Genomic DNA, 14,673 nt, shown 5'->3' with positions numbered 1-14,673 from the left:
GAGTCGGAGACCGAGGACCGGTGGGCGGTCGGTGGGGTCGACTGAGCCGAGCCCCCCGGTTCGCAATGCTGGGACCGGAAGGATCTCTGAGAGAGCTGCGGGTTGCGAGCGGGCGCGTGCTTGGGGGCGGGTTCTCGGACGGGGCCGAGGAGGGCCGGCGTCAGGCGTGGGCGAGTTCCAGGACCGCGATGCCGGCCAGGACCGCCGCGCTTGCGGCGAGGCGGCGGTTACCGAAGGGCTCCCGGAATATCGCCAGGCCGATCAGCGCGGCGAAGACGATGCTGGTCTCCCGCAGCGCGGCGATGGTGGATATGTTGCCGCGGGACTGTGCCCAGACCACGAGCCCGTATGCGAGCAGGGAGAGCACGCCTCCCGCGAGGCCGCGCCGGCCCACGGACTTGAGCTGGACGCCCAGCGATCGCCTTCGCATCAGCCAGGCGGACACGAGGAACGCGAGGCTCTGGGACAGGAAGAGCCATGCGATGTACCCGGCGACCGTGTCCGATTTCCGCACGCCGCTGCCGTCGACGAGCGTGTAGGAAGCGATCATCGTCCCTGTTCCGAGGGCGGCGGCCAGCGCCGGTAGCTGAGCGCGGCCGGGCATGCCGTCGGCCAGGGCCAGTCCGACGAGACCGAGGGAGATCACCAGAACGCCCGCCGTGTCCTTGGCGGACAAGGGGCGGTCGAGGACGGTCGTGGAGACCAAGGCGACGAGCAGCGGGGACGTACCACGGGCGATCGGGTACATCTGGCCGAAGTCACCCAGCCGGTAGGCCTGCAACAGCAGCATCTGGTAGGCGACTTGCAAGGCGGCCGAGGTGGCGATGTACGGCCAGGCCGCGGCGGAGGGACGCGCGGCGAAGCAGACCATGATCGCGGCGCATCCGGTCGTGGCCACGTTCATCAGCACGAAGACGGCCAGTTTGTCCTCGGCTCCGTGTGCCAGTGCGTTCCAGACCGCGTGGAGCAGGGCGGCGGTCAGCACGGCGACGGGCACGGCGGCCGCGCCGTGCGTCGGCAACGACAGGGCCATGGACATGAAAACCCTCCCTCGTGGAATCTTTTTCCACGCTAGCATCGCTCCATGGAATTAAATTCTGCCGGGGGTCGGGGGCTCGCGGCCCACGTCCGGGCCCACCTGTCGGAGCTGCGCGACGCCGAGGCCCGCGTCGCCCAGGTCGTTCTCGACAAGGGGGCGGAGCTGGTGCATCTGAGCGTCAGCGATGTCGCGCAGCTCGCCGGGGCGGCACCGTCGTCTGTCGTCCGTGCCTGCCAGCGTCTGGGTTTCCGCGGATATCAGGAGCTCAAGATCGCGGCGGCCCGCGAGGCGCCCGCGCCGCCTCCGTCGAGCGAAGCCGATCCCGCTGCCCGTGCACTCGCCGAAACGGTGCGTTCCGCGCGGGAGGCGCTGGACGGTCTGGCTTCCACGCTCGCCCTGGACGCACTGCGCGACGCGGCCGCGGCACTCGACGCGGCTCCGCGCGTACTGGTCGTGGGTGCGGGACTCTCCGGTGCTGTGGCTCTGGACACCGCATACCGCCTGCGCGCCCTGGGCTGTGTCGTCGACGCGCCGGCCGACCCGCTCACCGCCCAGCTGGCCGCCGGGCTGCTGCCGCCCTCGGCGGTCTGCCTGGCCATCAGCCACACCGGTGCGACCCGCACCACGGTCGACGCGGCCCGTCGAGCCCGCACGGCTGGGGCGACCGTCCTTTCCCTGACCAGTTACGCCCGTTCACCCCTGAGCGAGCTCAGCACCCGCACGTTGGTCGCGGGTGGACAGGACCGCATCTTCGGACTGGAGACGGTCGCGAGCCGCCTTGCGCACCTCGCGGCCGTCGACGCGCTGTGCCAGACCCTGCTCGCCGTACGCGGGACGGAAGCGGACAAAGGGCTGGCGATGTCGTCCGATGTCACGGCGGACCACACCTACTGATAGGCCACGGCTGCCGTGCGGAACCGGTTCCGCGACGGCCCGTCCCGCACGCGAGGCCGGCGTCCGTGCCTCCCCGTCAGTGTCTCCCCGTCCGTGCCTCACCTACGAGTGCGGGCTCGGCGGAGGCCGGCCCGGGAGCGGCCCACAGGAGGCACGGGCCCGATGGACCCGCCAAGCGCCGTGTCACGCGTGCGGGTTGCCGCCCGCGGGTGGCCGCAACGCGTCCACCAGGAGGTCCAGCATCCGGCCTGTCGGAGCCGTGCCCTCGACTGCCGTCGAGGACAGGAACACTCCGAGGAGCATCATCGTGACCTCGTCCGGTTCCACGTCGGCTCGCAGCGAGCCGGTCCGCACGCCGGCATCGAGGATCGTGGCGATGGCCGCGGTCAGTCGTTCACGCGTGGCCGGGGTGGCGATGGCGCCCGATGCCCAGCCCGCGCGCAGGGTGTCGGAGATTCCGCGCTTGGCCGCGAAGAAAGCGGCGTAACGGTCCATCCACGCACGCAGGGCGGCTTCGGGTGGGAGCTCGGAGAGCAGCGCGGGGACGCTGGTGACGACGGCGTCGAGCTCGGAGGCGTAGATGGCTTCGACCAGGGCTTCACGGGTGGGGAAGTGGCGGTAGAGCGTCCCGATGCCGACGCCGGCCTCTCGGGCGATGGCGTCCAGGCGCGCCGTGCCGTCCGTCGCGGCGAAGGCGTCGCGGGCTATGGCGAGCAGGCGTTCGCGGTTGCGCCGTGCGTCGGCGCGGGCCGGGCGTCCGGCCGCAGGGGGCGGCCCGTCGGCGTTGGGGGAGTCTGGCGAAGCCAAAACGGAGACCCTCCGGTTGGTGTTACGGTCGTAGGTAAACGGAGTTCCTCCGTTTGCTTCCATCGTCTCATGAGAGCGAGACCGTCATGGCATCCACCGACCGATCTCTTCAGCTCACCGCCGGCGGCGCCGTGCGACCCGGTGGGCCTGGAACGCTGGCCGGCCGAACCGTCTCCCGGGTCGGCTACGGCGCCATGCAGCTGGAGCGGCTGCGCCGCGACGACGCGATCGCGCTGCTGCGGCGCGCGGTCGAGCTCGGCGTGGATCACGTCGACACCGCCCAGTTCTACGGCGACGGCCACGTGAACGAGGTCATCTGCGCGGCGCTCCGCCCCGAGGACGACGTCCTGGTCGTCAGCAAGGTGGGCGCCGAGCCCGCCCCGGGCGCCGCGGTCCCGCTACGCCTCGCGCAGCGGCCCGAGCAACTGCGGGCCGGGGTCGAGGCCAACCTCAAGAGCCTGGGTCTCGACCGGATCCCCCTGGTCAACCTGCGCCGCGCCGACACCGGCCCGGGGCTTCGCCCCGAGGGCGATCAAGTGGTCGACCTCGACGACCAGCTCGCCGTCATGACCGCCCTGCGGGACGAGGGCAAGATCGGCGCGATCGGCCTCAGCAGCGTCACTCTGGACGGACTGCGGCGCGCGCTCCCGGCGGGCATCGCCTGCGTGCAGAACGCGTACAGCCTGGTGGCGCGCGACGACGAGGACATGCTCCGGCTCTGCCGGGCCGAAGGTATCGCCTGGGTGCCGTTCTTCCCGCTGGGCGGCGCCTTCGCGGGCCTGGCGAAGGTCGTCGACGAGCCTGCCGCGATCGCTGCCGCCCAGGCGCTGAACGTGACCCCCGCCCAGGTCGGCCTGGCCTGGCTGCTCCACCACGCCCCGAACACCCTCCTCATCCCCGGGACCGCCGACGCGGAGCATCTGCGCGGGAACATCGACGCGGCCGCGATCAGCTTCGACGACACGACACTCGCCAGCCTCGACGCCGTTCCCAGCCGCGCGGGAGACATCGTGCGGTGAATTGGTGTGGTGTGGTTGCGCGGAGCCTCGACCAAGCGCGCCGCTTGGCGACGCCCTGCGGGGGCCCTGGAACAACGTCACAGTCAGGCCGGCTTGGCTGCAGCTGAAGGTCGCGAGCAACTGGGTGGTGCGGGAAGGCGGTACGGCCGGGCGATGAGTTTGCGAGACCGGAACGGTCTACCCCCAGTAACAAACGTCAGACGGCTCACCGCGTAGGCGACGGAAGGTCGCTACTAGGAGGACGGCTCAGTGACCGAAGATGTGGGCAAGGTGACCGGCGACCTCTCGATCTCCGTGGACGGGTACTCGGCCGGGCTCAACCAGACCGAGCAGCGTCCGTTCGGTGATGACGCGGGTGATGGCTGGGGCGACAGACTGCACGCCTGGATGTTCGAAACCCCCGAGCAACGGCAGGCTGAGCTCGACCGGCTGACGGTGGTCGGCGCCTTCATCATGGGGCGCAACATGTTCGGCCCCGTACGCGGCACATGGGATCGGCAGTGGAAGGGATGGTGGGGCGACAATCCCCCCTATCGCGCACCGGTCTTCGTGCTCACCCACCACCCGCGCGATCCACAGCCGATGGACGGCGGCACCACGTTCCACTTCGTCACCGACGGCATCGAATCCGCACTGCGGCAGGCTCGAGAGGCGGCAGGGGGCCGCAACGTGTCGATCCACGGGGGCGCGACCACCGTCAACCAGTACCTGGCGGCAGGCTTGATCGACGAGCTGCGGCTGCACATTGTGCCGTTCACGCTCGGCGCCGGTACGCGGCTGTTCGACGGAGTGCCGTCCCTGAATCTTGAACAGGTGGAGTCGCGAGCAGCGAACTCGGTCACACACGTGACCTATCGCATGCGGTCCTGAGCTTGGCTTTGTTCACGAGTGCGGGCTCTGGTCCCCTTCTTTTGACAGTGGGCCAGGGCCCGTACTCGTGAACGAGCGCTTCAGCCGGCCAGTGAGTGTTCCGGTTGGCCCCCCGTGCGCTCAGCACTGTGAAAGGGAGAGCCGGGGCCGCCGCATGGGGGCAGGAGGGCCGCTCAACCTCCCCAGGCTTCCCCGGCCCTCCCGCATCCCGACAACCTGGTGCCCAGCCGCGCCCCCCTCATGCGCCGCCCGCGTCCATCCCTGCCGCGCTTGGGAACAGCGGGCGCGCGCCAGGCTCGGGGCGCAGCTTCGGCGCCGGACAGCACGACCGGCCGCAGCCGGTGTCTGGCGCTGTCGGGGACCTTCACGACGACCACGTTCTGCCGGGGCGAGCACGTGCCGAGCGAGCCACTCGTGTGGGACGTCAGGCCGCCGCCAACACCCGATCCAGCCAGGAACGGCGGGCCTGCCGCGCTGCTCGGCTGATCGCCGCGTCCGGGACCACCAGGTCGAACGTGTGGTAGCCGCCGGACCACACATGCAGCTCGGCAGAGCCGCCGGCCCGCCAGATCCGGTCGGCGTAGGCTACGGCCTCGTCGCGCAGCGTCTCTGCCGAGCCGACGTCGATGAACGCCGGGGGCAGTCCGGACAGATCCGTTGCGCGGGCCGGCGCGGCGTAGGGCGAGACGCCCGGGGTGCCGCATTCGGAGCCGAGCAGGGCCTTCCACCCGAAGCCGTTCCAGCTGCGGTCCCAGACATCGACACCGTCCATCTGGTGGGCCGAAGCACTGTCGTTGCGGTCGTCGAGCATCGGGCACATCAGCAACTGCCCGGCCAGCCGCGGGCCGCCCTTGTCACGCACCAACAGACTCAGCGCAGCGGCCAGGCCACCGCCGGCACTGGTCCCTGCGACGACGATCCGGTCCGCGTCCAAACCGAGTTCGGCCGCGTGCTCAGCGGTCCACAGGAGCCCGGCGTAGACATCGTCGAGCGGTGCGGGATACGGATGCTCCGGCGCGAGCCGGTAGCCTGCCGAGATCAGCGATGCCCCGAGCCGCTCGGCCTCGTCCAGCAGCGGTTCGATGAAGAACAGATGCCGCGGATCGCCGCTGAAGTAGCCGCCGCCGTGCACGAAGTAGAGGACCGGGCGCGATACGGCAGGGCCGGCCACGGCGGCAGGCGTGCAGATCACCAACTCGGTTTCGGAGGCACCGGACGCCCCCGGGGCGGAGACCGAGGTCACCTCGAACCGCCCACCCTGGCGCAGCTCGTCGAGCGTCGGCACCTCTGCGGCGTCTTCGGTCCGAATGGTCGGCAGCCGCTCCAGGCTCATCGGGCCCGCACCGCTCTCCTGCACGGCGCGGTATCCGTCCAGCAATGCCGCATCGAAAGGTATTGTCGCCATCAGTCCACCCTCGTCGGAATGCGCGCGCCAGTCCCGGGAACGGCGCTCATGAGCTCCGAACGCGCGCCCCGTGATTCCTCGTTGGAAGCGGGCGTCCAGCCGCCAGGGGCAGTGTAGATCTTGCTCCACGTGGCCGATCTCCGTGGTCCTGTGTCGGGCCGGGGCACAGCAGACAGGGGCACCTCGCCTGTGGTGAGCCCGGCGGGCGACGGGACCCGAGCCTGACGGCGCTGCCTCATGTGCTCGGCAGGTTTCGGCAGTGCGTCACGGCGGCCGCCGGGCTGCCGCCGTGACGCGTCGCTGGGTTCAGCGGACGCTGACGGTCGCGGTGTCGGAGGTGCGTTCACGGACGGGGTGGCGGTCGGTGGGGCTGTTCAGTCCGTAGACCACCGCGCGGTGTTCGACGATGGCCGGTGTGGGCGGCCTTGACCTGCGTGACGCCCTGGGCCTCAGTTTCTGCGTGACTACGCTGCCGCAGGAGATCTGCTGCCAGGCTCCACCGCTGCTGCGGCGTCATCAATGCCGTGGCCGATGACGCGGTAGGTCTCGCCCACGTGCGCCGAGCGCTGCGCGAAGACCAGACGCGAGGCACCGCATCATCGTGGACGAGCTCTCCGCCGACGGCCGGTGCGTCCTCACACTGAGGAGCTCCGAGGCCTTCGTCTACTGACCGAGTCGCTCTAGCCGAGCGGGCCGGCCCATTCGGCGTCCGAGTAGAGAATCCCGGGGTGCATACTCACCCGAAAGTCGCGTGCTGCATCAGGGGATACCGGGAATGCGTATCGGCCCTCTGCCGTGTCGCCGGGCGCGAGTTCACCCTGGAACAGCTTCATGTTCGCTTTGGTGTCGAGGAGGAAGTCGACTCCCGCACCATTGGCGTCCTTGACGCGCGGCTGAAGGAAGTTCGCGTCGACCGGCTCGCTGGAGTGGTTGGTGACGATGATGTGCAAGAGGAACGCGCGATCGCCCTTCTCCAACCCGAGAGCCCGTTTGCCGGGCGTGTACTCGGTGGGCGCTGCCACGGTGACCGTCACGCCGTCGTCGTACGTGTGGCTTTCCCCGTATTTCGCGGGCCCGGGGTTGCTGACTTCGTGGAACGTGGGCAACGGGGATTCGGGCGCCTGAGGGGTCTCCGCGACCGTGGCTCTGCGGCGTTCCCTGTCGTCGTGGACGGCGTCCTTGACCATCGTCACGGTGACGACCAGGCCGACGACGGCGAGGGCCATCGAGATGCCGCCGAGGATCGTGCCGCCGAGTGCCGAACTCTTGTTGTCGGCCCGCCCTTTGCGGACGTTGTGAAGCCCGATCAGGCCGAAGATCACAGCGAGCGGGCCCAGGATCCACGCCACCCAGAACAGGCCCGGCAGGAACGCGATGAATGAACTGATCGAGCCGAGAACGATCGCGGCGGTGCCGAGCCCGTTGCTGAGCCGCGGCGGCACTGGAACCCATCCATACGGATAGCTGTCCATGGGGGGCGGGTTGTGGCCGGGCGGCGGCCCCCACTGTGGCTGTGGTTCAGGGGTTTCAACAGGCGTCGTCATGCTCGTCTTTCTGCGGTGCAAAGTGCGGGCCTCACCCTAACAGCGTCCTTTACATCTTCTTTACTGGTTTTTCTGGAGGCGTTCGTAGTCGAGCGTTGGGCGCGCGACGTCAGCGAGCCAGGCTGAACGATCCGGGCGCATGGTGGACTCGGACAGGCCAGTCGTCCGCAGGTCGAGGTGCGGCACGCGGCCCGTTGTGGCGTGCTTGACCGCAGGAGCATCGCTGAGGTGCTGGCCTGTGACGGGGATCTGCCGTTCAGGCAGCAGCTCGGGAACTGCCGTTTGCTGTGTGGGGCCCCCTTCGTATTGCGAGTGGGAGGGGATCTTGACGGCCGGTCAGGTCGGACGGCGAGCGGGGCCTGTATGTGCTCGTGGGGACGACGGTGTCAAGGGAGGGAAGCCGGGTGGGGAAGTCCTTCGTTCTGGGCGCATGGGAGATGCTGGCGCCTGCGCTGGCTACCGGGGCCCTGTAACGGGGGCATCGGAAGGCTGGACGGAGGAGGTGTGGGGGCTGGGCCGACACGGTCCTCATCAATAGGACAACGTTTCGTTGTTTCATTGGTCGTGTGCGGTAGGGTGAGGGTATGTCACGTGATTCCCGTCAGCAGGCCCGTGACCGCCTGTCCGCACTGGCCCCCGCTCCCGCGGACGACACCACGGCCGCGCGCCGCGTCGAGCAGGACGCGTCACTGGTGGGGCGGCTACTGGCGGCCGCCGGCGGTCACAGCGACCACGGACAGCAGCCGGCCGTGACCCCGGACGACGTGGGCGCCGCTCTCGGCCTTTTCGATGACATGCGCGAGGAGTTGGACCGGCTGGAGACCCAGGTGGTCATCGAGGCCCGCCGCCGCGGTATGGACTGGCGGCAGATCGCCGCCCATCAGGGCCTGAACTCTTCCCAGGCCGCTTCGCAGCGTTACCAGCGGCTGATGACCCGTCTTGAAGAGATCCGCCAGGGTGTCCGGTAAGGGAGTGGAGCGCGAGATGACCGACCAGCCGCGCGAGTTGTTCACCGCCGTCGACGCGCTGCTCGCCGCTGTCGATGACGGCAGTGTGCTGCCCGCCCCGGAGGAGCGGGTCAGGCTGCGGGAGGCCGCCGGGCTGACCCAGGCCGCCGTCGCAAAGGCCCTCGGGGCACGGGTTCCCAGCATTCAGGCATGGGAGGCGGGCCGCGCCGAACCGGCAGCCGAGCGCCTGGACGCCTACCGCAGACTCCTCGAAGGCCTCGCCCACCGCTACCCCGCACCCGCTGCACCGCCCGGCGGAAAAGACACTGACCGGACGCAGTCCCTGTCCGCGGACCCGGCCGCGACGGCAACCGAGGGCACTCTGCTGCCTGCGCCGGGTTCCGCCCGGTCCCCCGCTGCGGGCTCCGTCGCCGAGGCTCCGGCTCCCGTTGCCGCCGCGGCTCCGGCTGGGGTAGCCCGACCCGTGCGTACCACCAGGCCGACGTCGTCGACGTCGGGCCGTCCCGGCGTGCGGAAGGCTGCCGCTGCGGGCATCCCGGTGGATGGATCCGATCCGCGGTTCGAGAACGGTCCGTTGGCGGTCCTGGACGTCGACTCCGACGGCACGGTGTTGGCGCACTGTACGGGCGGTCTGGTCTTGGACGTGCCGGCGAAGTCTCTTCCGTCCTTGGTGGATTGGACGTTGAGGGAGGCGAGGTTGGGTGCGGCGAGGCTGTCCGGGCCAGGCAAGGATGCTGATCCGTTGCTGGTGCTGACCGAGCCCGCGCTGGAGCGTTACGGTCTGCCTGTTGCGCTCACGGAGGAGGAGCGTCTCGCGGGGCGGCTGCCGGAGGGCCACAAGGTCATCAAGCAACTGGCCCGTGCGGAGTGGAAGCTGACGAAGCGTGGGTTTGGGCCGTGGGCGCGGATCTACCGCCCCGCGACCGGTTCGGAGCGGGCGTGCGTCCAGCTGTGCATCCCGTCGTGGCAGGCGCTGGATACCCGGCACTGGGGCGCGGCCGGGCAGCTTCCGCCGGCAGAACTGGCCCGTGTGCTGGGCGTGTATGCGTCGCGTGTGATGACGCCGCGCGGCTCGACGGCCGTGACGGGTTTGGAGTTGATGACGGCGCTGCATCCGCCGACCCGGGCTTCGGCTCCGGACGCCGACGGTAAGCGCACCGCGGAGCACAATCCCGGTTCGCTGGGCAACGATCCGGTGGACTGTGCCCCGTGCGAGGCCCCGGACGGGCACCCGCTGCTCAAGGATCTGCCGCGTTTCCATGTGCGCGGCCCGGCGGAGAAGCTCTTCGAGGAGGCGTACGACTGGGCGCGGCCGATGACCGACGACGAGTGCACCCTGCGCCACCTCGTCGGTATCGATGTAAACATGGCCTTCGCGGCCGGCGCGAACGGCCTCAATGTCGGTCTGGGCGCGCCGACGCACGTCACGTCCCCGGTGTTCGATCCGAAGCTGCCCGGCTCGTGGCTGGTGGACCTGTCCCATGTCGACCTGTCCCGAGTGAAGGTCGGTAAGGAGTGGGTGGAGCTGAACGGCTCGCTCCTGCCCTCCCCGTTCACGCCGAAGGGCGAGCGCCCGGAGGGGCCGGCCTGGTACGCGACCCCGACCGTCGCCTACGCGGTGGAGCTCGGTTACGACGTCGCGCCGGCCGAGGCATGGGTGCGCTACGAGAACGGCCGTTACCTGGACGGCTGGTACACCCGGCTGCGCGATGCCTACCTCGCGACGATGGCCGACCTCGGCGTCGGCGCGGACCTGGCTCCGGCCGACTTCCTGACTGCGATGGACGGTTACAGGGCCCACGATCCGGAGTTGGCGATCGTCGTCTCGGCGGTCAAGGCGACGGTGAAGGGCGGCCTGGGCAAATTGCGCGAGCGTCCGCGGGGGGAGGGCTGGCGGCCGGGCGAGCCGTGGCGCGCCCTTGCCCGCCCGACATGGCGGCCGGACATGAGGGCCGCGGTCATTTCCCGCACCCGCATCAACCTGCACCGCAAGATGGTGAAGCACGCGGCGTTCACTGGCCAGTACCCGGTCGCGGTCCTGTCCGACTGCGTCGTCTATGCCGCGAGCGGCCCATCGCCTCTGGACTTCCTGCCCTACCGGGACGGCAAGCCGCTGGCCGGCGGTTTCAAGCTCGGCATCAACCCCGGCCTGGTCAAGCACGAGGGCACCCAGTCCGTGCTGTGGGGCGAGGAGGTCCGGGACCGGTTCGACGCCCCTGAGCTCAACCTCGCCCGGTACATCAAGGACGGCACCGTCACCGACGCCGACAACGGCGAGTAGGAGCAGAACAGATGACCCTCTTCGGCGACGGCCTGGATGCGGCGGTGCAGAAGGCGTTCACCCGCCCCGCGCCGAAGTCTGCGGGCGCGCAGATGCGATACCTGGTCAAGCAGTTCAAGGGCACCAGAGCGGTCGCCCAACTGCTCCGCATCTCCCAGCGCACCGTCGAGCGCTACGTCAAAGACCAGATCAAAAAGCCCCGCCCCGACCTCGCCGCCCGCCTGGAACGCGAGGTGAAGAAACGCTGGCAGCCCCAGATCAGGGCCAGAGCCCGGGAGAAGGCGGCGTCCACGGGCGGCATCATCATCGACGCCCGCGCCCGTATGGGTTACACCGCGCCGATCGGGTCCACCGACCAGGACCGCATCCGGCACCTGACCGTCGCCCTGCCACCCCACCATGCCGCCCGCCTCCTCGACGCCCAGGAAGCCGGCGCCGGCGACGACCGGCTGAAGGAGATCACGGCCGAAGCCCTCAAAGAGGTCTACTTCCAGGACGGGGGTCGCCGCGCAGGAAGCCTCGAAGAAGTCCGGTTCACCGACATCGAACACCTGGAGTTCGGCCTTTAACAGCCGCGTGAGGGCTCCGGACGCCGGACTGGTGTGGCTGAGCGCCTCATCTGGCGGACGGGAGCAGCACTTGGCGGGGCTGAGCGGCTGAGTTGGTGGATACGTGCTGTAGAGAGCAGGCCGCTTGGATGTCGATGTTGGTGACCGGGCATGGGGTTGTTTCGTTGACCGGGCTGACGTACCGCCGGGCACTGGCTGCCACCACTCTCATCGCTACTGCCGTGACCGGTAGCGTCCTCGCTGCTGATTCCGCCTCTGCCGGCGGCGTCGAGCATTGGGCAGCACCACCCGCGGCACGGGAGTAGGAGGCGGCAGCCTCCTCGGCCTGCCGATCGGACCCCCTCCACCAATGTGGCGGCGCGGACATGCCTGGCCAGGATGACGTCCAGCACGGCGCCAGTTTCGACGCCTTTGAAAGCAGCCCGGCCGACAACCTCGCCAGTCCTTGAAACGCGGAGGGCGATTACGCACAGGGCTCGCTGCACCCGCCGTCTCAACCGCTCAGCTCCGCCAGTTCAGTCGCCCAGCCGCCAGGTGGAGCGGTCAGTCACAACGGGTGTGCGCGCCGATGCTTCGGTAGTTGTCACATAGGCAGTCTTGTTGTCACGTGCGGGGTGCGGAGCTGGAAGGTTGTCCTCTCAGTTCTTGACGGCCTCTGCGATCTGCTGGGCAGCCTGGGATGGGGTGAGGTGCGTGGTGTCGATGACCTCGGCTTCGTCGTGGAGCCACGTGCGGGCGGCCGCGGCGTAGGGTTCCAGGTGCACGAGGCGAAACGGGGAGTCGGGGCCGATAACGGTGTCGCCCGCGATCCGCGCGCGGAGAGTGTCCTGGTCGGCGTGGAGGACGAAGTGCCGTACCGGAATATCGTGCTGGGCAAGGCCCGAGCTGATCTCGCGCCAGTACTCCTCGACGAGGACGGTCATGGGCATAACCAGGGTTCCGCCGGTGTAGTCGAGGACGCGGCGGGCGGTCTCGACCACAAGGGGCCGCCACGGCGGCCAGTGCTGGAAGTTCTCCGTTTCGGGCAGACCCGGCGTGATGTCCATGAGCGTCTCGCCGACCTTCTCGGCGTCGAACACCCGTGAGTCCGAAATCAGCTGCTGGACGAGCGCGCTGGTCGTCGTCTTGCCCGCGCCGACCCCATGAACACCTCCTGCTGACAGTAAGGCTGGCGAACGAAGCCATGTGGCAGGCCGGATGCGTCGCCTGGTGACAACCGAGATGCTTCGCGTGCCCCCTCTCGCAGCCGATCCGGGTCTACTGGTGACATCTGTCGTGCTTCGGCCCAACACCGATGCATGCGCGGGGTGTAGGGTCCGTGCCCTGCTCCACCGAGCGGCAGCCATGTAAATCCGCGAGGGAAATCAGCAGTAGCTGATTCAGAAGGACCGGTAGATGCGGTCGGGATGGGCGAAGGCCGCGTCTGCGAACTCCGCGAAGTCCATGTTGCCGATCGACAGATTTGCGTGCACGTCGTGGACGCCGGCTGGGGCGGTCCGGAACTCCCGCGGCGGCGGTAGGGAATCGATGAGCTCCTGGTAGTACATCGGGTCGAGGTCTTCCTCCTCGTCCTCGGTGATGTCGAGGACGAGCAGTGCGCGATGGGCAGACTGCATCGTGGCGCGGTCGGCGAGAAACACCACCATCAGGTTCTCGTCCCGCCTCGCCTCGGCGAGGACCTCCCCCGGCGTGCGATCGGCCCAGACAGGATCGTCGACGAAATGAACAGCAGGCTCGAACCTGCCGTCGTCCCCCCACGGCTGAGCCAGGTCCGCGACCACCGCCTGCCACACAGCCTCGTCCCCATAGTCGGTGCGGATGATCAGCGCATCGAACTCGTCGCGCCCTGCGATCTCAGGCAGTGCCTTCACTCGACCCCTCCCACAATGCCAGGCAAAGGCCTGACTGTCTCATGAGCCACCGACAACGCTTCATGCTCAGCCTCCGCCGGCCCATCCCGCCGCCGCGGGGTGTTCCGGCCGCTGCCCGGCAGCACTCGGCCCAGGGCCTGTGCCCTGAACTCAGCGTCCGGCCGGGGCGATGGGGCTGCTGCCCGGTTTGCGAGCGGGACGACTTGATTGCCGGGACGGTGTCGCCGCAGAGTGTGTCGTGGCGCAGCGCGGACTGTCATGCGCGGACTGCTGTGCCCGGATCCTGCTCATCAGCCGAAACCGGCAGACCGGCCTGTGCAAGCTGTGTCGCGACGAACGCTAGGTGGGGGAGTCGGCTCCGGTTTCGTTTCCCGTCTCTGGTGTGGTGGGTCAGTGCGCGGGTCGTGACGGGCACGAGAAGTCCAGCCGCACGCCACTGCCCGACCGGAGTCTGTGCTTGCGGCACTTGGCGAAGGAGCTCTGTAAAGCCCAGGGACCGGCCCAGGGCGGCTTCATGCACAGCGGACGCCTCGGGCGCCATGAGGCCCCACTGGGTGGCCTCCACATGGGCGACCAGCGGCAGTCGCACCTCGACGAGGTCCGCGCCGAGCTTCTCCAGATGGGCGACGGCGCCGTGCACGGCCGATGCGACCTGGGGGTCCACACGGTCGAAGTAGTGGTTCACGGGCACCCCGACGCGCAGTCCCCGCAAGCCGTCGTCGGCCGTGCGCGGCCAGGAGCCGGCGCGTGGCGCAGCGATGCCGGCCCCGTCGTGCGGGTCGTGGTGAGCCAGTGCTTCGAGCACCAGGGCCGCGTCCTCGACGGTCCGGGTCGGAGGGCCGACGTGGTCGAGGGACCACGACAGGGGAGCCCCCCGTGCCGCGAGATCAGCCCGTAGGCGGGCCTGAGGCCCGACACGCCGTTGAGCGCGGCCGGCACCCGGATGGAGCCACCGGTGTCCGTACCGAGCGCGAACAGGGCCGAACCGGCAGCCACCGCGACCGCCGAACCGCCGCTCGACCCGCCCGCGATGTGCTGCGCAGCCCACGGGTTGGCGGTCTGCGGGGTGAGGAGGCCGTAGTGGAATTCGTGGGTGTGCGTCTTGCCGACGAGGACCGCACCGGCCGAGAGCAGTGCCGCGACCGTGCTGTCCGCAGTGGGCACGCGCCCCTCCCACAGCCGTGAGCTCGCGGTCCTGGTGATCCCGGCCGTGTCGATGAGGTCCTTGAGACCGTACGGGATGCCGTGCAGGGGACCGAGACGCCGGCCGGACCGGATCTCCCGCTGAGCCTGTGCGGCCGCCGCTCTGGCGTGGTCGGCGACCACGGTGACGTACGCGTTGAGCTGCCCCTCTACCGCAGTGCACCGTTCCAGGACCGAGTCGGTGAGTTCAACGGGCGACAACT

The 14,673-nt window shown here is 69.6% G+C and carries 12 protein-coding genes and 1 pseudogene; 6 read left to right on the top strand and 7 right to left on the bottom strand.

All coding sequences use genetic code 11. From position 1 onward, the window contains the following. Positions 1–160: 160 nt before the first annotated feature. On the bottom strand, positions 161–1,039 hold the full coding sequence (locus IE267_RS37715) for an EamA family transporter (RefSeq protein ID WP_189766356.1): 879 nt from the start codon (positions 1,037–1,039) through the stop codon (positions 161–163). Between the two features lie 45 nt (positions 1,040–1,084). Here IE267_RS37715 and IE267_RS37710 point away from each other — a divergent pair, with 45 nt between their 5' ends. Then, positions 1,085–1,933, top strand: coding sequence for a MurR/RpiR family transcriptional regulator (locus tag IE267_RS37710; protein ID WP_189766355.1), 849 nt, complete (start codon positions 1,085–1,087; stop codon positions 1,931–1,933). Between the two features lie 183 nt (positions 1,934–2,116). On the opposite strand, the gene IE267_RS37705 is transcribed toward IE267_RS37710, so the two are convergent. Continuing rightward, on the bottom strand, positions 2,117–2,740 hold the full coding sequence (locus IE267_RS37705) for a TetR/AcrR family transcriptional regulator (protein ID WP_229861653.1): 624 nt from the start codon (positions 2,738–2,740) through the stop codon (positions 2,117–2,119). A gap of 86 nt (positions 2,741–2,826) precedes the next feature. Here IE267_RS37705 and IE267_RS37700 point away from each other — a divergent pair, with 86 nt between their 5' ends. Both IE267_RS37700 and IE267_RS37695 read left to right on the top strand, forming a co-directional pair. Beyond that, complete coding sequence (locus IE267_RS37700) at positions 2,827–3,759, top strand: aldo/keto reductase (RefSeq protein WP_189766353.1); 933 nt, start codon at positions 2,827–2,829, stop codon at positions 3,757–3,759. 249 nt (positions 3,760–4,008) lie between these two features. Further along, a complete protein-coding gene (locus IE267_RS37695) occupies positions 4,009–4,629 on the top strand; it encodes a dihydrofolate reductase family protein (RefSeq protein WP_189766352.1) in 621 nt (206 codons plus the stop codon). A gap of 424 nt (positions 4,630–5,053) precedes the next feature. Here the strand turns inward: IE267_RS37695 and IE267_RS37690 are convergent, their stop codons facing one another. Both IE267_RS37690 and IE267_RS37685 read right to left on the bottom strand, forming a co-directional pair. Beyond that, positions 5,054–6,034, bottom strand: coding sequence for an alpha/beta hydrolase (locus tag IE267_RS37690; protein WP_189766351.1), 981 nt, complete (start codon positions 6,032–6,034; stop codon positions 5,054–5,056). 680 nt (positions 6,035–6,714) lie between these two features. Beyond that, a complete protein-coding gene (locus tag IE267_RS37685; RefSeq protein ID WP_189766350.1) occupies positions 6,715–7,506 on the bottom strand; it encodes a DUF4190 domain-containing protein in 792 nt (263 codons plus the stop codon). A gap of 656 nt (positions 7,507–8,162) precedes the next feature. On the opposite strand from IE267_RS37685, the gene IE267_RS37680 reads away from it, so the two are divergent. From IE267_RS37680 to tpg, 3 genes are read left to right on the top strand one after another with little or no spacing between them, the layout of a single operon-like run. After that, entirely contained in the window at positions 8,163–8,546 is a 384-nt protein-coding gene (locus tag IE267_RS37680; RefSeq protein WP_189766349.1) for a hypothetical protein, read from the top strand. Between the two features lie 16 nt (positions 8,547–8,562). Beyond that, positions 8,563–10,827 (top strand): telomere-associated protein Tap, encoded by a 2,265-nt coding sequence (gene tap, locus IE267_RS37675; protein WP_189766348.1) that lies wholly within the window; start codon positions 8,563–8,565, stop codon positions 10,825–10,827. Between the two features lie 11 nt (positions 10,828–10,838). Then, positions 10,839–11,396, top strand: coding sequence for a telomere-protecting terminal protein Tpg (gene tpg / locus IE267_RS37670; protein WP_189766347.1), 558 nt, complete (start codon positions 10,839–10,841; stop codon positions 11,394–11,396). Positions 11,397–12,034: 638 nt separating this feature from the next. On the opposite strand, the gene IE267_RS37665 is transcribed toward tpg, so the two are convergent. The 3 genes and pseudogenes from IE267_RS37665 to IE267_RS37655 form a co-directional block, all read right to left on the bottom strand. Next, entirely contained in the window at positions 12,035–12,475 is a 441-nt protein-coding gene (locus tag IE267_RS37665; RefSeq protein ID WP_229861652.1) for an ATP-binding protein, read from the bottom strand. A gap of 300 nt (positions 12,476–12,775) precedes the next feature. Further along, complete coding sequence (locus IE267_RS37660; protein WP_189766346.1) at positions 12,776–13,267, bottom strand: DUF6924 domain-containing protein; 492 nt, start codon at positions 13,265–13,267, stop codon at positions 12,776–12,778. 409 nt (positions 13,268–13,676) lie between these two features. Continuing rightward, positions 13,677–14,671, bottom strand: a pseudogene (locus IE267_RS37655) (amidase); the annotation flags it as partial. Positions 14,672–14,673 lie beyond the last annotated feature (2 nt).

This window comes from Streptomyces xanthochromogenes (assembly GCF_014650455.1).
GTDB classification, from domain to species: domain Bacteria; phylum Actinomycetota; class Actinomycetes; order Streptomycetales; family Streptomycetaceae; genus Streptomyces; species Streptomyces xanthochromogenes.
This window is presented reverse-complemented; position numbering and strand designations above follow the sequence as displayed.